Origin of the sequence: Paeniglutamicibacter psychrophenolicus, from assembly GCF_030812255.1 — a bacterium.
In the GTDB taxonomy this organism is placed as follows: domain Bacteria; phylum Actinomycetota; class Actinomycetes; order Actinomycetales; family Micrococcaceae; genus Paeniglutamicibacter; species Paeniglutamicibacter psychrophenolicus_A.
In genome coordinates, this window is record NZ_JAUSSH010000001.1 from 374,554 (window position 1) to 392,846 (window position 18,293).

At 61.6% G+C, this 18,293-nt stretch carries 19 protein-coding genes and 2 pseudogenes; 12 read left to right on the forward strand and 9 right to left on the reverse strand.

The window, feature by feature from the left end:
* The first annotated feature begins 450 nt into the window (after nt 1-450).
* Entirely contained in the window at nt 451-3,294 is a 2,844-nt protein-coding gene (locus J2T21_RS01690) for a cation-translocating P-type ATPase (RefSeq protein ID WP_307577804.1), read from the forward strand.
* On the opposite strand, the gene J2T21_RS01695 is transcribed toward J2T21_RS01690, so the two are convergent.
* Nucleotides 3,240-3,446, reverse strand: a complete 207-nt coding sequence (locus tag J2T21_RS01695; RefSeq protein ID WP_307578350.1) for a hypothetical protein — start codon at nt 3,444-3,446, stop codon at nt 3,240-3,242. The two genes, J2T21_RS01690 and J2T21_RS01695, sit on opposite strands and share 55 nt — an antisense overlap.
* A 15-nt stretch (nt 3,447-3,461) precedes the next feature.
* On the opposite strand from J2T21_RS01695, the pseudogene J2T21_RS01700 reads away from it, so the two are divergent.
* The 4 genes and pseudogenes from J2T21_RS01700 to J2T21_RS20800 form a co-directional block, all read left to right on the forward strand.
* A pseudogene (locus tag J2T21_RS01700) lies at nt 3,462-3,794 on the forward strand (Y-family DNA polymerase); the annotation flags it as partial.
* A 77-nt stretch (nt 3,795-3,871) separates the two neighbouring features.
* Nucleotides 3,872-4,438: a transposase gene (locus J2T21_RS01705; RefSeq protein ID WP_307578319.1), complete on the forward strand. Its 567-nt coding sequence runs from the start codon at nt 3,872-3,874 to the stop codon at nt 4,436-4,438.
* A 291-nt stretch (nt 4,439-4,729) separates the two neighbouring features.
* Nucleotides 4,730-5,182, forward strand: a complete 453-nt coding sequence (locus tag J2T21_RS01710) for a universal stress protein (protein ID WP_307577806.1) — start codon at nt 4,730-4,732, stop codon at nt 5,180-5,182.
* A gap of 618 nt (nt 5,183-5,800) precedes the next feature.
* Entirely contained in the window at nt 5,801-6,166 is a 366-nt protein-coding gene (locus J2T21_RS20800) for a DUF3040 domain-containing protein (RefSeq protein WP_373457870.1), read from the forward strand.
* 204 nt (nt 6,167-6,370) lie between these two features.
* Here the strand turns inward: J2T21_RS20800 and J2T21_RS01715 are convergent, their stop codons facing one another.
* Nucleotides 6,371-8,032 carry a GAF domain-containing sensor histidine kinase gene (locus J2T21_RS01715; protein WP_307577807.1) on the reverse strand — a complete coding sequence of 554 codons (1,662 nt, stop codon included), beginning with the start codon at nt 8,030-8,032 and terminating at the stop codon, nt 6,371-6,373.
* Between the two features lie 350 nt (nt 8,033-8,382).
* Between J2T21_RS01715 and J2T21_RS01720 the strand changes: the two genes are divergently transcribed.
* The 4 genes from J2T21_RS01720 (at nt 8,383) to J2T21_RS01735 (ending at nt 10,857) form a co-directional block, all read left to right on the forward strand.
* Nucleotides 8,383-8,850, forward strand: coding sequence for an Hsp20/alpha crystallin family protein (locus J2T21_RS01720; RefSeq protein ID WP_307577808.1), 468 nt, complete (start codon nt 8,383-8,385; stop codon nt 8,848-8,850).
* A gap of 57 nt (nt 8,851-8,907) precedes the next feature.
* Nucleotides 8,908-9,576: a BON domain-containing protein gene (locus J2T21_RS01725; protein WP_307577810.1), complete on the forward strand. Its 669-nt coding sequence runs from the start codon at nt 8,908-8,910 to the stop codon at nt 9,574-9,576.
* Between the two features lie 413 nt (nt 9,577-9,989).
* Nucleotides 9,990-10,586, forward strand: a complete 597-nt coding sequence (locus J2T21_RS01730; RefSeq protein WP_307578320.1) for a carboxylate-amine ligase — start codon at nt 9,990-9,992, stop codon at nt 10,584-10,586.
* Nucleotides 10,570-10,857, forward strand: coding sequence for a hypothetical protein (locus tag J2T21_RS01735; protein WP_307577812.1), 288 nt, complete (start codon nt 10,570-10,572; stop codon nt 10,855-10,857). Before J2T21_RS01730 ends, J2T21_RS01735 begins: the two co-directional genes overlap by 17 nt.
* 196 nt (nt 10,858-11,053) lie before the next feature.
* Here J2T21_RS01735 and J2T21_RS01740 read toward each other — a convergent pair whose 3' ends face one another.
* The 4 genes from J2T21_RS01740 to J2T21_RS01755 all read right to left on the reverse strand — a co-directional run bounded on the left by J2T21_RS01740 (nt 11,054) and on the right by J2T21_RS01755 (nt 14,365).
* Nucleotides 11,054-11,320 (reverse strand): SHOCT domain-containing protein, encoded by a 267-nt coding sequence (locus J2T21_RS01740; RefSeq protein ID WP_307577815.1) that lies wholly within the window; start codon nt 11,318-11,320, stop codon nt 11,054-11,056.
* 535 nt (nt 11,321-11,855) lie between these two features.
* Nucleotides 11,856-12,599 carry a glucose 1-dehydrogenase gene (locus J2T21_RS01745; RefSeq protein WP_307577817.1) on the reverse strand — a complete coding sequence of 248 codons (744 nt, stop codon included), beginning with the start codon at nt 12,597-12,599 and terminating at the stop codon, nt 11,856-11,858.
* A gap of 273 nt (nt 12,600-12,872) precedes the next feature.
* Nucleotides 12,873-13,277, reverse strand: coding sequence for a hypothetical protein (locus tag J2T21_RS01750; RefSeq protein ID WP_307577819.1), 405 nt, complete (start codon nt 13,275-13,277; stop codon nt 12,873-12,875).
* A 629-nt stretch (nt 13,278-13,906) separates the two neighbouring features.
* Nucleotides 13,907-14,365, reverse strand: coding sequence for a GyrI-like domain-containing protein (locus tag J2T21_RS01755; RefSeq protein ID WP_307577820.1), 459 nt, complete (start codon nt 14,363-14,365; stop codon nt 13,907-13,909).
* A gap of 86 nt (nt 14,366-14,451) precedes the next feature.
* On the opposite strand from J2T21_RS01755, the gene J2T21_RS01760 reads away from it, so the two are divergent.
* A complete protein-coding gene (locus tag J2T21_RS01760) occupies nt 14,452-15,282 on the forward strand; it encodes a hypothetical protein (RefSeq protein ID WP_307577821.1) in 831 nt (276 codons plus the stop codon).
* A 394-nt stretch (nt 15,283-15,676) separates the two neighbouring features.
* Here the strand turns inward: J2T21_RS01760 and J2T21_RS20805 are convergent, their stop codons facing one another.
* The 3 genes and pseudogenes from J2T21_RS20805 to J2T21_RS01770 form a co-directional block, all read right to left on the reverse strand.
* Nucleotides 15,677-15,823 carry a hypothetical protein gene (locus tag J2T21_RS20805; protein WP_373457880.1) on the reverse strand — a complete coding sequence of 49 codons (147 nt, stop codon included), beginning with the start codon at nt 15,821-15,823 and terminating at the stop codon, nt 15,677-15,679.
* A 47-nt stretch (nt 15,824-15,870) separates the two neighbouring features.
* A pseudogene (locus J2T21_RS20810) lies at nt 15,871-16,100 on the reverse strand (PDDEXK nuclease domain-containing protein); the annotation flags it as partial.
* Nucleotides 16,101-16,228: 128 nt separating this feature from the next.
* Nucleotides 16,229-16,612, reverse strand: coding sequence for a DUF5655 domain-containing protein (locus J2T21_RS01770; RefSeq protein WP_307577822.1), 384 nt, complete (start codon nt 16,610-16,612; stop codon nt 16,229-16,231).
* A 414-nt stretch (nt 16,613-17,026) separates the two neighbouring features.
* On the opposite strand from J2T21_RS01770, the gene J2T21_RS01775 reads away from it, so the two are divergent.
* Entirely contained in the window at nt 17,027-17,452 is a 426-nt protein-coding gene (locus J2T21_RS01775; RefSeq protein ID WP_307577824.1) for a universal stress protein, read from the forward strand.
* 292 nt (nt 17,453-17,744) lie between these two features.
* On the forward strand, nt 17,745-18,134 hold the full coding sequence (locus J2T21_RS01780; protein ID WP_307577826.1) for a universal stress protein: 390 nt from the start codon (nt 17,745-17,747) through the stop codon (nt 18,132-18,134).
* The last annotated feature ends 159 nt before the right edge of the window (nt 18,135-18,293 follow it).

Sequence of the window (18,293 nt, forward strand, 5' to 3'; positions counted from 1 at the left end):
TTCGGATATTTTCGAGGCTGCGTTTTTCCGCAGGTTTCATAAATCCGCGGGGCGAGGTCCCAGGGAAAGGGAATCAGGGCTGGCAGGCCGCTGCACTTGGTTAGCCGGCCCCCAAGACCGGCTACATCAATCACTATCCTGGGGTTACCTCAAGATCGCCATCTGGTATTGCACAAGATCATGGCAATGTTTTCGGCAGGCCGAATCGATCGCTCTAACCCGTAAGGCCGGGGAGCGGCCGGCATTCCGGCGATCTGCCGGGAGGCCCCGCCCGGTGTGTGTATTAGTGCATCAGGCGGGGCCGATTCAACGTGGCAGTGAGTAACGTGGAAAGGCCGGTGTGTTCCAGCGGCGGTAAAGGCGACTGGGACCACATAGACTCGAAGCTGTCTCCCGACGACACAGTGCCGGGGATGTCCGCGAGACCTATACCCGTGTTCAAGGAGTCTCATGTTGTCCGGAGCAGCAGCCACCGCCCCCGAACAAGCTTGGCATCTGCGGGACACGGGGGAGGCGTTTGCCGCCTTCCGTGTGGTTCCGGCAACGGGTTTGGAATCAGGCGAAGCCGCACGCCGGCTCCGCTTGGAGGGACCGAACGAACTTCGCGCCGCGACGCCGGTGCCGCTGTGGCTAAAGGTGCTGGCCCAGTTTCAGGAGCCGCTGATCTACTTGCTGTTGGTGGCTATCGCCATCTCCTTGGGTGCCTGGGCGGTGGAGGGCGCGATCGGTGTGCCCGTCGATGCGGTGGTTATCGCGGTGGTGGTGCTCCTCAATGGGATGCTGGGATTCGTTCAGGAGAGCAAGGCGGAGAACGCCGTCGCTGCCCTGCAGTCCATGACGGCGGCCAACTCCGCGGTATGGCGCGATGGCGAGCTGAAATCGGTCCCGTCGGCTGAGTTGGTCCGGGGCGACATCCTGGTCCTAAGCGAGGGGGATGCGGTCGGGGCCGATGCCCGGTTGATCACCGCAGCCTCGCTGCGCATATCCGAGGCGTCGCTGACCGGAGAGAGCGAATCGGTCACCAAGGACCCCCGGACCCTCAGCGGCAAGGTGCCGCTCGGTGACCGCCAGAACATGGTCTTCAAGGGGACCTGCGTCGTCCAAAGAGTCGGCCGCGCGGTCGTCACAGGGACGGCAATGGGCACCGAAGTGGGAGCCATCGCGGGCCTGCTGGAACGGACCGAAGCCGACCCAACTCCACTCCAGAGGGAAATCGCGGAAGTCAGCAAACTGCTCGGCATTACGGTCGTGGTCATCGCCGTGGTCGTGATGGCCACCGTCATTCTCGTCAACGATGTCTCCTCGTTGCCGGACTTGGTAATGGTCCTCCTGCTGGGGGTTTCCCTTGCGGTGGCCGCCGTGCCCGAAGGACTCCCGGCCGTCCTCTCGGTCGTTCTGTCAATCGGTGTCCAACGCATGGCCCGACGCAAGGCGGTCGTGAAGCAGCTTCACTCGGTGGAAACCCTGGGCTGCGCCACGGTCATTGCCTCGGACAAGACCGGGACGCTGACCCGGAATGAGATGACGATCGGCCGGATCTCCACGGCTTCGGGGCACATCGAGCTCACCGGCGTTGGCTACCGTCCCGAAGGCCAGGTTCTCCAGGAGGGGCAGGAGGCCAACGACCCGCGGGTACTGCAGGAGGCCCTCATGGTGCTGGCGGGCGGCACCTTCGCCAATAACGCCCAGTTGACGGATGTCGACGGCGAGTGGCAGATCCAGGGTGACCCCACGGAAGCGGCCTTCCTGGTTGCGGCCCGAAAACTAAAGGGGGTGAGCGAACGCGTCGGGGAGTTTGAACGGCAGGCAGAGGTCCCGTTCACCTCGGAGCGGAAGCTGATGTCGGCTCTGGCGCGCCATAAGAAGCTCGATGACCTCACCCTGGTCACCAAGGGCGCCCCGGACGTGCTTCTGAGGCGCTGCATCCGGATGCAGGTCGGCGGGGACGTTGTCCCGTTGGACGAAGCCCTGCGCAGCAAGGCTCTGGCCGACGTGGAGGCGCTGTCGGCGCAGGCTTTCCGCACCTTGGGCGTGGCCTACCGGAGGTACGCGGCGCACGAGCGCCACGAATTGGAGGTGGTCGACGAGCAGGATGAAAGCGCCTTGGTATACCTCGGGGTGGCGGGCATCATCGACCCCCCGCGCACCGAAGCGGCCGTGGCTGTGGCCGAGGCCCGTCGCGCCGGCATTCGCGTGGTGATGATTACCGGGGACCATCCGGTGACCGCCGCGCGCATCGCCAGTGACCTGGGCATCTGCGAACCGGGGCAGCGTGCCGTCACGGGGGCCCAGCTCGATCAGCTGGACGCCGCGGCACTGCGCTCCGTCACGGCGTCCACCTCCGTCTATGCGCGCGTTTCCCCGCACAACAAGCTTCAGATCATCGATGCGCTGCAGGCGCAGGGAAACGTCGTGGCCATGACCGGGGATGGCGTCAACGACGCCCCAGCCCTGAAGTCCGCCGACATCGGCATCGCCATGGGCGTCACGGGGACCGAGGTGACCAAGGAAGCCTCGAAGATGATCCTCGCCGATGACAATTTCGCCACGATTGTCTCCGCGGTGCGCCAGGGCCGGGTCATCTTCGACAACATCGAAAAGTTCCTGCGCTACCTGCTCTCCTCCAACATGGGGGAGGTTTTCACGGTCTTCCTCGGGGTGGTCTTCGCCGGCACCATGGGTTTGGCCGGTGCCGGCGGCGAGGCCGTGGCGTTGCCGCTGCTGGCCACGCAGATCCTGTGGATCAACCTTGTCACCGACTCGGGCCCGGCACTGGCCCTGGGGATGGACCCGGAAATGGGCGACGTGATGGCCCGGCCGCCGCGAAAATTGACGGACCGGATTCTCGGGCGGCGGATGTGGGCCGGGATCCTGGGCATAGGGCTGGTGATGGGCCTCGCCTCGCTGGTGACCATCGACGTCTTCCTGCCCGGCGGCCTCGTCAACGGGTCCGGCTCCCTGGACGTCGCCCGGACGGCGGGGTTCACCACATTGGTCCTCGCTCAGTTGTTCAACGCCTTCAGCTCGCGTTCGGGCACGGCCAGCGCCTTCCACCGGCTGTTCGTCAACAAGTGGCTGTGGGGCGCGGTGCTAGCGGCCGCCGCACTTCAGTTGGCGGTGGTTGAGCTGCCGCTGCTGCAGCGCGCCTTCGGGACGGCCTCCCTGAACCCGATGCAGTGGGCCGTGTGCATCGCCATGGCCTCGAGCGTGTTGTGGTTCGACGAGCTGCGCAAAATGCTCTACAGGATGGTGGATCGAAACACGGCCGCGATGATGATGCCCCAGAATACCTGAATGACCGGGCCGATGAACAGAGACACCGACCCGAACTCGACCATGTAATCACGGATAACAGGCCGGGCGAGCAACGACGCGTAATCGAGCACGATCGACGCGACGATCCCAACCACCAGATACGTGAGGACATGCAACATCGTCGCCCGCATGAGAAAGCGAAAGGTCCGGTAATCGTGCTGTCAAACAACGACGGCTGCGCCGTCGCCCGGTCGGAAGATGCCAAGGCCCTGGGCATCGAAATGGGTGCCCCCTGGTTCAAGCTCGCCCCCACCGCCGATTCCCTATAGCTGGTCGCCAAATCCAGCAACTACGAGCTCTATGGGGACCTCTCGGCCCGAACCATGCAACTTCTGGGCCGGCATTCGGCCTGGGTTGAGGTCTACAGCATTGACGAGGCATTCCTGGGCGTCCGCGGAACCCTGCCGGAACTGCAAGCCCTGGCCCGACGGATGAAGCAGGACGTGATGGACCACCTTGGACTGCCGGTCTGCGTGGGATCGCCAAAACTACCGGTACAGCCGAGTTTCGTTAGTGGCCTATTCGACTGGCGCTACACGGACTGAAAACCACTCCTATACGGGTCCCGCCGGTTCCTAGGGCAAGGGCTGACCATCCCAAAGAGACGCAGCAAAGCACGCTGCTCAACGACCTGCTTGAGTCCAGCGACGTGGCCGGGGAAACGGCCATCGTGTGGAACGCCCACCAGAAAATGCGACTGATTTACTACGTCCAGCACGCCGACGCACCCGAGCAGGGCCAGGCGCTACTCAGCAATTTCAGCGACTGCCCGATCCCAGAGATCAAACGACTCGGCAAGACCTTCGAGGAATGGCAGAACCAGCCCTGCGCCCATTTCTCCACCAAGAATGCCTCCAGCGGCCACACCGAGTTCATCAACATCGTCATCGAAATCGACCGCAGGATTGCGCGTGATTCCGCAACTTCGAGGGGCGCCGCATCCGCACGTGCTCTCCGCCGACGGCCACCGCTACTAACCGACTCCGGACGTCCACTCCAAATTCCGATGCGCCGTATTGACCGCGGATATCTGTGCGGCGAATCCCCAACCCTTATCTCATTGACGGAACGAAGCTTACGAACGTCGTTCCAATGCGGGGTGACCACTTGCACGCGCGTATGACGTCAGGGTTTGCCAACGGTGCGATCCCTCAACAGAGGATTCGTGGGATTGAGGGGAATCACGTAAAGAGCTCGAACTGTGGCTCCGGATGTTAAGGACGGCGGTGTTTTCCCGGCCGTCTCGGTTTTGCGCCGGCACGTGAATCCGAGCGAGTCCAAGGAAGAGATGGTCGCGTTCTGTTCAACTGGAATGTCGGACAGAGGCCATTGAGTCAGGGATTGGGAATGGCCTGGCTTTCCAATGGTGTGGCGAGTAGCGTTAGGAAACTCAGCTTGGTGATTGGAGAATTCCATGAAACACGAATCAGGAATCTCGAAAATTGTTGTGGGAGTAGACGGCTCGGATGCTGCCCTTGAAGCGCTCAGGCACGCGCGGTATCTCGCGGGAGCCCTAGATGCACGCATTGAAGCTATCGGTTGCTGGGATTATCCCCGGACAAATGATGGCTACATGATGGCGGGTATGGCGGAGCTCGAGGAGAGCGCCGAGAAGACAATCAAAGAAGCTGTCACACAAGTCTTCGGATCCGATGCTCCGGCCAACCTCCAGATCAATCTGGTTCAGGGAGATCCGAGGCCTGCTCTCACCCGAGCCAGCGAAAATGCCGACCTGCTCATAATCGGGAGAAGGGGCCACAGCCGGCTCGCCGGCCTGCTCATTGGATCGGTCAGTTCCTTTTGCATCGCTAACGCCAAGTGCCCCGTCTTGGTGGCTCACGCGTCGGATGATGACGGGAATGAATGATCGCCACCCTGTCCGGCTGCCTCGTTGCCTTCTTCCACGTAGAAACGGATTTATCCGTGCGCAAGGGCCATTTCGATGTTGGCGTCGGATGATCAAGTGCTGTGCAAGGGCGGTTCCCAGCATCACGATGGCAATCAGTAGCGCGAACCAGACACTGTGATCCAGACATCTCTGTCAACATGAATGTGGATTCCCAAAACGACCGCAAGAAGGCTTTCTGCCAGCCAAGTGACTCCAGGCACTGCGGGCACGCTGGTGGTTGCTCCGGCCGGATTCGTTTCTTGGTGTTCAAGGAAAGTTGTTAGCCAGTTCTTGCCGGTGGTGGAGTGCATTGTTTCGGTTGCGGCTCGGGTGATGGAGACACTCGCTCATTCCAATCATCCTGTAATCAGTGGCGCGGATAGAGCAAGCACCGTGCCCTGGCGACCGGCGGGTACGTTGCCTTTCGTGACTGGAGGTGTCCCTTCAGACCCCCCTGGCTCCCAACTGGGGTGGTCTTGCTCAGTACTGCGAAGACCTCGAGTATCTCTGTGATCCAGGACCCAATCATGTGGCTTTAGACCCTTCCGTCCGTCCGGTGAACCATGGAGTGTTGAGGTGCCAGGTTGTTGAGGTGGTATGCCGGCGCCAGGGTTCTGGCCCGCTAGTGTGAGGAGGGGGACCGTGTCGCTTTCGGCTCGTGAAGAAGAGATCCTGCAGTCCTTGGAAGAGGATTTGTCAGACCAGTATCCCGTGCTTGAACGAAGACTAAAGCACTTCGCAAGTCTCTCCGGCAGTGGTTGGATGCTGGGCATCGGGTTCCTGTATCTCCTCTGTCTCCTCCCGGGACTGGGACTGATGTTTCTGGGTTTGTTCAGCAGCTCCACGTGGTTGGGCGTCTTGGCGTGCCTCGTCTTGAACGGTGGCGCGTATCTCGCGTCAGTGAGGGTGAATCCCGGTAGCCTGCTTCGCCTGAATCGCGCGCAATCCGCTCCTTCTACATGACTTGGAGCCCCTGCCCGCGGTGGATGATACCCGCCACGCATCGACCGAGCGTTCTGGGCAGTGGCTCCTCTTTCCGGTCAGACCTTGGGGTGCTTCACGACTGGTCCACAGCGGCCGCAACAGTGCCTACTTGATCCGAATTGCCGCTGTTTTCTCAAGTCAATGCCGGACTCTGAACGATCTTTCCATGCGGTCGATATGCCCTTATGGCCTGGCTGTTTTCCCTATGTCGCCGGGCAAGGGGGCAGTCCACTCAAAGGTGGTCCCCCGGTTGGGGGCACTCCTGACCAGGAAGTTCCCGTTGAGATTTTGGGCCCGGGCTTTCATGTTGTCAAGACCGTTCCGGCCCTTGACCCGGCGGAACCCGCCGCCGTCATCAATCACTGACACCACGATCTTCTCGGTGTCAACGTCGACGCGGACACTGATGGAGGCAGCCTTGGCGTGGTTTATGGCATTGCTGAGTCCTTCGGAGACGACAGCGAGAACGTGCCCTTCCATGGCCAACGGGACCAGCCTGTCGAGGGATTCTGCCACGTGAAGGTCGGGTGCAAAGGGCAGGCTACTGGATAGCTTCCGGACCACCTGGCTGATCCTGGTGCTCAGGGGCATGGCGGTGTCCTGCGGTTCCTGAAGCGCATGGATGGTCTCGCGCAGGTCGGCCATGGTCGAGTCGAGTTCATCTGTAATCGAATCAATGCGTTCCAGCGCCACGGGCTCGGTCGTGAAGCGGGCCAGGCTCTTGGCGCTGAAGCCCGCGGCAAACAGCCGCTGTATCACCAGATCGTGCAGGTCCTTGGCGATGCGGTCCCGGTCGGCAAACACGGCGGATTCCTCCCGGTTCCCGGACACGCGCATCAGTTCCAGGGCGAGGGCGGATTGGCGGCCGTACTTCCCCGCCAGGGCGTTTTCGAGGTCGCTGTAAGCGGGTGCCCCGGGTGGGCGTGCCAGGATCAGGAAGGCATCACCTGCTGCGCCTGAACCCAGGGTGATCAGCAGGGCAGGTCCGATCCCGGATTCCTTCCCGGCGCGGGACAAATGCGGGGCCAGGTCCAGGGCAATGGGGTGGTTCGACTCCTGGGCCGAGAGGATCGGGCTTTCCCCCAGATGCAGGGATCGGTGCAGGAAGTCCGGCGTCAGCAGGCCAGAGCCTGTGGAAACCCGGAGGGTTCCCTGTTTGCCATCACGGATGGCGACCATGGCCAGCGCGGATGATGAGGCTTCCAGGGCTTGGTTGGCGACAATGGCCTCCCCGGATTCGGCGTTGCATTCGTTCCGGTCCAGCATCTGCACGGCCACCTGCATGCTCGCTTCCATCCAGCGGGTGCGCAGGTGAGCCTCGTCGAATAGCCGCGCGTTTTCGATGGCGAACCCTGCCGCTGCGGCCAAGACCACGGCCAGATTCTCGTCGTCGGCCGTGAACGGGGTACCGTTGCGCTTATCGGTGAGATACAGGTTGCCGAAGACGACATCGTGGATGCGTAAGGGAACGTTCAGGAAAGACCGCGTAGGAGGGTGGGAGCGCGGAAATCCGACGGAGGCAGGATGCGTGTGGAGGTCCTGCAGCCGGATCGGGCGAGGGGCGCTCATGAGCATGCCAAGGGCCCCCTGTTCACCGCGGGGCACGGGGCCAATGCGTTCGGCCGTTTCGGGTTCAATCCCCTCAGTGATGAAACGGCTCAGCATCCCATTTTCCCCGAGGACGCCCAGCGCACCGTACCTGGCATCGGTGAGCTTGCATGCCGACTTGACAACATGCCTCAGGACCGAATCCAGCCTCAGGTCCTGCGAAATGGCGATGACCGATGCCAGCAGCCCCTGCATGCGCGCCTGGAACTGGACCAATTCCTCCGTGCTGGCGATCAAGGCGGCGCGGATATCCTCAAGACCAGGGGCCGGAAGTGAGGATCCCACTATTAGGGGACGGGGTTCCGCCGATGAAGACTCCATGGTCTCTCCGTCCAAGTTCCGCAGGGGATTCCCGGGGTGCCGCGTCTTGACCGGGGATAGCCAACACGCTACCCCCGCGCGGCCCGCAACTCCAGCAAAGGGCCCGGGGTGACCCGGGCCGAAGCTGTGCAATGCCGGGGTTCGTGTCCCGGGAATGATGAGCGGGACGTTCGGCCCTAGTGGGCAGAAGCCCGGTGGCCCACGCTGGGGGTGGTCAACGCGCCGCTTTCCTGCGGCAACAACCCACACCAAGTAGGAGAAATACCATGAACGAAATCCTCAGTTGGTCACCGCGCGAGTCTGCGGCGTCAAGTTCCCCTTTCGACCTACTCTCAAAGTCCCCGTTTGGGATGCTCGATTCCCTGCAACGGCTCTTTGACGGGGAAGACGAAAAAACCACCATGAGGGTGGAGGAGTTCGTGGAGGACAACACGTTGGTTGTTCGGGCCGAATTGCCCGGCATTGACCCCGACAAGGACGTGGAGGTCTCGGTCGCCGACGGGGTCCTGAGCATCAGTGCCCGCCGCGAGGACACCTCGGAGACCCGGTCGGAGGGCCGGTACCGCTCCGAGTTCCGCTACGGGTCCATGTTGCGAAGGATTGCGCTTCCGGAAGGCGTGGGAGAGTCCGAGATAAAAGCCTCCTACAAGGACGGCATCCTGGAGGTCCGCTCACCCATGCCGGCCCAGAAGTCCGCCCCCGAGACCACCAAGGTGGCCATCACCCGGGACTAGGACGGCATCGCCATCGCCCGCCGAGTCGACTCGCAGCCCACCAAGACGAAGGACACCATGGCCAATCATCCCGCCCCCACAGATCGCACCGTTCAAGCCGCCGTCGAATCCGAACTCCGGTGGACACCTGACGTGGAGGCAGCACACATCGGGGTGAGCGTGCAGGACCATGCCGTCACCTTGACCGGTGAGGTTGCCAACTACCCCGAACGGCTGGCCGCCCGGCGGGCGGCACTGCGCGTGAAGGGGGTTTCCGCGGTGGCCGACGAGCTCACGGTCCACTACGCCGGGGCCCCGAAGACAGACGGGGACATCGCCGAGTCCGTGGGACACGTGCTCAACAACCACGCGAGCATTCCCCCGGGATCGGTCAAGGCCACGGTCCGCAACCACGTGGTGACACTCACCGGAACGGTGCCCTGGAATTACCAGCGGGAAGAGGCTGCCAAGGCCGTCGGAACGGTCGCCGGGGTGAACCATGTGGAGAACCATGTCGGATTGCCCCAGCAGCCCTCCGCGACCGTCTTGGCGGACAGGATCAAGGGCGCGCTGGCCCGGAATGCCGCACTTGCGGCCCGGAACATCAACGTTTCCGTCCAGGGCGACCGCGTCACCCTGAGCGGGTATCTGCCCTCTTGGTTTGAGAAGAAGCAGGCCGGGCTTGCTGCTTGGGCGGCTCCGCACGTGGGATCGGTTCAGAACAACATCACCATCGGAATGGAATGACCTGACTGTGCGGCCGGGGACGCTCGGCCGCACGGGTGTATTCGACACCAGGCGTGCAGGGGATTGCGCACAGCGGGAGATCTGCGGTAACTCCGCAAACACGCTGTGGTGCAGCTTCCCCGTTGCCGTCCGTACCGCGATCGACGAAGCAACCCGTAAGGATCAACCCCGGGTGAACAAGATCGCCACGTGAAAGGAGGTCGGATGATGCGCAGCTTCGGCATTGAGGAAGAATTCTTCATCTTGGAGCCGCTGGCCGGGCTTCCCCGAGTGCCGATTGCCTCTGCGCGGGCCGAACTCCTGGCACTAACTGCAGGTGGCACGAGGACTCACAGTGAGTTTCTCGCCTGCCAGCTCGAAGGCATCGGTCCGATCTGCACCCAGGGCGCCGAGGCACTCGAGTCGGCGCAAGCATATCGGACCGTGTTGCCCGGGACTGGGGTTATCAGGCGCTGGCCTTGGGAACCCCACCGCGCATCCCGAGCTCTCCAGCCGTCGTGAGCTCCGGTGACAGGTACCACGCCATCCATTCTTTGTGTGAGGGACTCGCGGCCGAACATTACCTCTCCGGCTTGAACGTGCATGTGCACGTGGAGGATGTGGACTCCGGCATCGTGGCGTTGAACCAGCTGCGGCACTGGCTTCCGGCATTGACGGCGTGCGGGGCAAACTCGCCGTACTGGCGCGGATGCGACACAGGGTTTGCCTCCTGGCGGACCATTCGCTACCGGCAGTGGGCGCTCCAGGGCATCCCGCCCTACTTCGCCGATGCCCAGGAATACGCAAAGCGGATGCGATTCATACTCGACGCTGATGTGGTTCTGGACCCGGGCCACGTCCGGTGGGGTGCCCGGCTGTCCTCCTCGCACCCGACAGCCGAGGTCCGTGTGGCAGATGCCCAGCTGGATGCCTCCCATTCGATCCTGTTGGCCCTGATCGTCAGGTCGCTGGTTGATTCGAGCCTCACCGGAGAACCCGGCGGCCACCACCCCCATGCCCGAGGCGCTTGACCTGGACCAGTGGCAGGCGGCTAAGTTCGGCGTGCGGGGCAATAACTTCGAGCCCACGGACGGGACAAAGACTTCTGCTTCTCGGATGATTCACCGCCTGGTGGAGTACATCCATGGCGCATTGAGGCGCAATGGCGACTATGAGTACGTCGCCGCGGGGCTCGCGGGGATCCTGCAGCGCGGAACCGGTGCCAGCATCCAACGCCGGCACTTTCAGCGTGGCGGTTTCGACGCCACGCTGGATGAAGCCGCCGCCGTCATCGCTGACTAGCGCGGGCACCTTCAAGGACGCTGGCCGGCCTGAGGATCTTTGGTCCAGATGTGTGGGCTGGGTCCAGGCGAGAGCGGGGCGGTGCGCCCGCGGGTGAACCATTAGGGCGTAGGGGCCGTCACCGCAATGCAGTCTGTCGTCCAACACCAAGAACATGTATCCAGCGGTGTTTCTGGGTAAGGAATCGCGGAACCGTTCACCGCGGTGCACCGCTGCCGCGCCGAAGCGTGGAGAGCCTGGCGGTGTATTCATCCTCATCGATTTCGCCGCGTGCAAACCGCTCGGCGAGCAGATCTTCTGCCATGCTGCGACCCGGCGCTTCGCCCTCGTATCGCCGGTTGGAGGCGCCCGTGGACCGGCCGAACAAGATGACCGTCGTAATGATGACACCCCAAAACAACACAAAGCTGAGGAGCATCAGGACATAGCCCAACCCGCCCATGTCTTCGTTCCAATACATCATCGCCGTTTCCTTCCGTACCTCAATGCGCCACCACCCCAATACCCACTATCGACGCTGCTCCCGGGTGGTGTCAGGGTCTTTGGTCCCGCCAAGGCCCGGCCGGCTCACTTACTGCAAGAGAGACGATGCAGAGGAGCGTTCCGGGGCGAGTCGCCGCTTTGAGTCAGAACCGGGTGGTCAAATCCTAGAGCAGTGTTATTGGAAGGATTCGATTCGTCGATTGGCTGGGTGCCGCCGGAGGCGGGGGCTGCGGTAAGTTCTTGGCAGTCCCTCCGGCTGAGCGGAAAACGGTTAACACCAATGCGTCGGCCCTTTATGAGACTTGAGGTCCAGCCGGCGCGAGGGGGTGTCCTTGATTGACTCGATGACCTGCCTGAACGGTTCGTAATCCCGTGGTGGGGCGCCGCTTCTCGCCCTCCCAGCTAGTGTGTCCAGCAGGTGTGGATATGATCTGCGGAAGCAGCGCAAGGGTGCGGCTTGGAGAAGCCCAGAGAGGCAACAGATGTTGGTTGGCCCGTGGTCGGACGGCGTGACCTCACTTTGTCGACGGTGCAACCGTGCCCGCCGTTTCGCCGCCATCAATGACGAATTCCGCGCCTGTGACAAACGATGATTCGTCTGCTGCCAGGTAGACGGCCAAGTTGGCGACTTCCATTGGCTGGCCTGTTCGGTGCAAGGGGACAGGTGCGGTGTCAAAGACCATCCCAGCGGTCATGGGAGTTTCAATGACTCCCGGATGCACGGAGTTGACTCGGATTCCGTAGCCCCCCAGATCCAGGGCGGCACTCTTGGTCAGGCCGCGAACCCCGAATTTGGAGGCCGTATATCCGCAGAGCTGTTCATAGCCGCGCAGCCCGGCAATGGAGGAGATATTGATGATGGAAGAGGACCCGGCAGTCGCCAGATCGGCGACAGCTGCCCTGATGCCGTTGAAAACGCCGGTGAGATTGACATCGATGATTCTCGTCCATCGGTCGTGGGCATACGCATCAATCCTGCCGAAGTCCACGATGCCCGCGTTGTTCACCAGGATGTTCAGGCACCCAAAGGCCTCCACGGCCTCGCCCACGGCACGGTCCCAGTCCGAGGGCTTTGTTACATCCAGAGGAATGTAACGTAGGTGCTTTCCCAGTCGATCCTGCAACTTTCTTCCGTCCTGGTCCAAGATGTCGCCGATGACGACCTTTGCTCCTTCCTCGAGGAACCTCTCGGCGATCGCCGCCCCGATTCCGCGGGCACCACCGCTGATCAGGGCTGTTTTTCCATTCAAGCGATCCATGGCTGCGTCCTTATCCTTAGGAAATTGAGATGCCACTTCGCCATTGTCAAGATTGCGACGGCCACTTGGCAAAGGACCACCTGGAGGACGGAAGCGGGCGGCATCGTCCGCAAACGGGTCCGCTCCCCAGTCTGGCAACAGGTCCTTGGCTGCCGGTAGGGGCATTGGGCCCGGGAAGCATTGTGTTCGAACCGGCTCCTCCGGGCGTGAAACGGGACGCTGTAGTGGGTAGCCAAACACCCGCGGATGACGTATGGAATTTGACAGGGGTGCCTAGCCGGATCCTGTCGTAGGGCGGATTCGGGGGTAGTCGGTCCAGTCGTGGCCGCTCCAGCGTTCCGCGGTATGTATGGAGATGCCCAAGAGTTCGGCCAAGACCGAGGGCGGAAGGTCGCGGGCGAGGCTCATGAGCGCACCATTCCTGGCGGCGCGAAGGCTGATGCTTCTGCGCGCGAGAGGTACCCTGAGCATCGCGGTCGTGAGGTGGCGGCCTGCTCGCCGACCCTTGAAGATCCAGATGTTGCTCTCCCGATCCGAGGCGGTTCCGGCGTCCAGGAGCCGCCGTCGTAACGCGCCCAGCGCTGCGGGAAGCTTGATCGGTTCGGTTCCCAGCGAGAGACAGGTGGTGTCGCCCTCCAACGTGACAGCATCGCGTTGAAGTGAGACAACGCGGGTCATTGTCGTGCCGTAGATGATGGCAAGGAACCCGCCGACACGCACCTCGAGCCTAAGGTCCTCGGAGATGAGCAGGTTCTCTTGCCCAGGCCCATCGTTCGTCCTCGGTAGCACCCGAGGTTCCCAAGTTGCTTTTCAGGCATTCGCTGCGCAGGCGCGTCAATCCTTTGGTGCGCCTGCGCAGCGGATGAACGGCGTGGGTTGTTTGCCGGCACTGCCGCGTGTTGCCACATAGCTCGCGAAGGTGCGCGGGGGCACAGTGCGCAGATCCAGGCCGTGGTCATTGAGAATTCCGAGCAATTCGCAGGCCGCGATCAGGTGGGCCTAGCGCGGATCAACGGGGGAGACCTTGATGCTTTCCATACTTACGGTCGCAATCTATCCCGATCGGGATGAATCATGCACGAATCTTCCCACCGTCCCGCAAGCCGAATACCAACTAGGAAATATGCGGCGAGCACAAGACCGTTGCGAGAAATAGCGCGTAGGTGACTCATGATGCGCAAGGATCCTCGAAATGACTCCACCTAGGACGTGCGGAGTCCCAATGCGTTCACGAGTAGAGCTCGCGCTGCGCGACAAGGCCACGTTGTCGCCGTCTTCACTACGTCATCCAAGTCGACTCCCGCCGATCATTTTGCGGGCCAGCAGATCTGGGTGCGCCATTTCGCTGGATCTTGCTCGGCTGCTGGATCTGTGAGGTAGTTTTCCCACATGACGTCACTCGGAGTTAGCTTGGCGTCCCTGAAGAAGCGTTCGATTTCGGCGTAGGTGCGCTCCATCGTGTCGTATGACCCGATGTGGATCGCCTGGACCACGCTGCCACCAGGCAGAATACCGGGCGTGACGGCGCCGGCGGGAGTGATAGTCGCGGCGACAGGGAAGCCTGCCTCGACATCCACCATCTCATCCGGGCGACCGTAGTACTTGCCGAACGGCGCACCCGTCGGGCTGACGCCTTGAGCCTGGAGCACCCCCATCGTTTCCACAAACGCTCGAGAGAAGAAGTCGGTCAATCCAGCCATGGGTATTTGCGCCCTGACACCTGCAGTGTGCCGTTCGGAGTGCTCGGTGATTTCGATGTCTGCCATACCGCGATACTAGCCTTCGAGACGTGCCCCGGGTAGAGTCAACGTCCCTACCGAGAAGACGTCGTAGCGCGAGCGGAGGTAGACACATGGTCGTATCCACACAATACGAAGCCGATGTCGTCGCGATTCTGGCCAAACGACACGACAACGGTGCCGATTGCTGGGCCACCCTCGATGGTCGGATAGCAAAAGGCAGCCCATTCACGACCCTCGATTGCGCGGTGATGCTTTGCGACCTAGGCGTTGATCCGACCGACTCGGTGCTGAAACAGACCTCAGATGTCATCTTCGACGCACTCCGGGAGGACGGGCGCTTCCAGCTTGCCCCGGGAGGCGCGATATACCCCTGTCACACCGTCAATGCGGCAAGGGCCCTTAGCTACTTGGGTTTCGCCGGTGATGACCGTCTCGAAAAGACCTTCGATCACCTACTGGCGATCGAACACAACGACGGTGGCTGGCAGTGTCGCAAATTCAGTTACGGTCGTGGACCGGAGACCCGTGCCTCAAATCCCGGCCCGACGTTGGCGGCGCTTGACATCTTCAGGCTTGCGGGTCGGCATGATCGCTCGCCCAGCATTGACAGCGCGGTCGAGTTCTTGCTCGATCATTGGACTACCCGGACGCCACTCGGGCCATGCCATTTCGGAATTGGCACATTATTCATGCAAGTGACCTACCCGTTCGCCAGCTACAACTTATTCTTCTACGTGTACGTGCTCTCCTTCTTCGAACGTGCTAGGGGAGACCGCAGGTTCATGGAGGCGCTGCTCGCCCTGGAGTCCACCATGGCTGCTGGGCGGATTGTCGTACAACGTCCGCATCCAAAGCTGAGTACGTTTGCCTTCTGCCGGGCTGGCAAAGCCAGTGACCTGGCGACACTACGATTCGACGAGATACGACGAAACCTCGACTAGTGTGTCTAAGCGAGTGTGCAGAGACTGGCGCGCGGCGTCACCGAACCTCGCACAGGCACGTATTATCCAGCCGATGATCTCGAGATCGACTACTTTCATCAGCCAGAGCGCCACATGATGGATCCAGATCGACGGTGACGAGTCACTCCTCGTTCGCAGCAGTCCAAAACGAGTTCACTCGTTGCTCCCATGAGCCAGCCATGTCCCCAATTCTCACGGACAATGACCCGACGACCTCCGCAAGCCAGTCGATAATCGGTGGCTGGATTCTGGTTGATGGACGCATGAATTTCGTCCTCTGGCCGGTCCGCAAGCGGACGGCTCACCGGGACGGTGCAAGGTAGATGCAGCGCGCCACATCCTGCAATACGGACCCGACTCTTCGCGGGGAAAGCTATTTTGTGTCGTCCGTGGGCGCGTCGAGGGCCGCGGTGAGTTGGTCCTCGGCCGGGATCAGCGCGCGGTCGGCGTTGGTGAGCTGGTCGTAGGTGTAGGCGACGACGGCCATCGGAGAGGTGGAGCGCCCCAGTGCGTAGCGCACGGGTTCTTGCTGCCGCAGATGAGGATGCCCACGGTGGGGGAATGGGCCGCGCGGCGGAGCTTGTCATCCACCAGTGCCACATAGAAGTTCAGCTTTCCAGCGAATTCGGCTTGGCATCTTCCGGTCTTCAGCTCGATGACGAAATAGCGCAGCTGCTTGATATGGAAGAACAGCAATCCACATAGAAATCATCGTCGTCTACTTCCAAATGGACCTGGCGTCCGACGAAGGCGAATCCGGGTCCCATTTCGCGCAGGGTTTCGACGATGCGGTCCATGAGCGCCTGTTCCAGGTCGCGTTCGGCAACCTCGCCGGAAATCCAGAGGAACTTGAATCACACATCTTCTCCAGCGGTAATATCCGATTAGCCGAACTCCAACCCTCTCGGTGATCCAGGACGAGATTTCAACCGGCCAGGCTCCGCGCTTCGCGGATCCAGTTCAGCACATCCCCGTCAATATCCTCTTTCGACCGAATCTCAAGGTGGTGGGTGAACCGACCGAGCCGTGGTTCGAGAATCTCCTTCCACCTGTGCGATTCGTCCCGTCGATTCAATGTGATGGTGAGGACAAGTGGGGCGGCGTTTCCTCGCAGGTATTTTGCAGGCATCCATGTCCACGCGAATCCGGCCCGATGGCGGAACTCTATTTGGCTCTTTGTCACCCGCATTTCGCAGGTACCGATTGATTCGATCGCCACGCGCACGAGGTCGAAGATCTCGCGCGATCGCTGGTCACTGCCAGTGAAATACTGTTCGAGGGGAATCTGTTCGCCGCGGGCATTCATCATGTCTTAGCCTACCTGCGGCCGCTACGGCCCCATCGGAATCAGCCTGCCCTGTCCGAGACTTGACGCCGATCTATGTCGCCCAGCCATGAGGGAGACCTCCGGGGTGAATTGCGACCGGGGCTTTGAAAGGTCTTTGCTGCTCAGCTGCATCGACACCAAGACTCTTTCAATCAAACCGCACACCGATCACTCCATTTTCCGGGACGATCGGCTACAGTCGGACCGTTTGTCAGTCCGTTCCGGCAGGGAAGTTTCGGCTAACGCCGTTCGGATGCAGTTGCCGTTGGAACCGCAGAACAGCTAAAACGACCACGTCACGAATGCCAGGATACTCGGAGGTAGAGTGAGGCCTGGCGGTACCGTTGAGTGGTTTCGTTGAGCACTCCGCCCTTGTAAGGAAATGAGTCAACCACCATGGAACAATCCCCGCGCAGCAATATCGTTGTCGGCGTCGACGGGTCATCTGAGTCGGTCAACGCACTACGCTACGCATCGGTCCTTGCCTCGGCAATGGGCCACGATCTGGTGGCCTTCGCTTCCTGGCTCCCGCGCCTTGTCCTGGAGGACTACACCCCCGAGTGGGATCCAGAGCGGGACGCCCACGAGAACTTGGACAAGGCAATCGAGCAGGCCTTCGGCGCGGACATCCCGGAAGATCTGAAGCGCGAAGTCATTGTGGGACCGGCAGCCCCCAACCTGCTCAAGGCCTCCGAGGATGCCGCAATGGTCGTGTTGGGCACTCGCGGCCGCGGTGGCTTCAAGGGCCTGGTCATGGGATCGGTCTCCAGCTCGCTGGCCGCCCACGCCTCGTGCCCGGTGCTGATCCACCACGGCGAATAGGAGGCGCTCCACCACTAGGCAATACCAGGTGACGGATTCCCGGTGGGCACGCCCAGGGATTCTCCGTTGCAACGATGTCCACATTGTTAGCGGATGACCTGTCGCGATATCCGGCACGCTGATCCTGCGGCCTCTAGTATCCGCTCGGCAGGCCCCTGTAGATCGTGACGTAACGATTCTCAAGAATGCTCGGGGCAACCTGCACCGGCGGATCTCTCCGAAGGGGCCCCTGGTGTTCCAACTGAGCGGTGAGTAGCTTGTGAAGATCAACCCCTAGGCATTGGAGGCTTCCATGAGACCTGGATACGGAATATCGAAAATTGTAGTGGGGGTGGACGGGTCGTACGCTTCGCTTGAAGCACTCCGGCACGCCCAATACCTGGCAGGCTCGTTGAACGCCCACATCGAGGCAATCGGCTGTTGGGACTACCCCCGGATGTATGACAGCTACATACTCGCGGGCACTGAGGGGTCCAAGGAAAGCGCGGAGAAAGTCGTGAACCAGGCGATCACTAGAGTTTTCGGATCCGATACGCCACGCAACCTCACGGTCAGCTTGGTACAGGGGGATCCTAGGTCCGTTCTCATCAAAGCCGGAAGGAATGCCGACCTGCTCATAGTCGGGCGTAAGGGCCGCGGTATGCTTGCTGGCCTGCTCATTGGTTCGGTCAGCTCGTACTGAATCGCGCACGCCTCATGCGCAGTCCTGGTCGCCCCTACCCCTGACATCGCAGAAAATGAATGATCGCACCCCGAGACTTACCTGCTGGCATTGGTGCCCACTTGTTCTTCATATGCGATGTGCAACATTGATTTGTGGAATTCAGCGAGTCGACGGCTC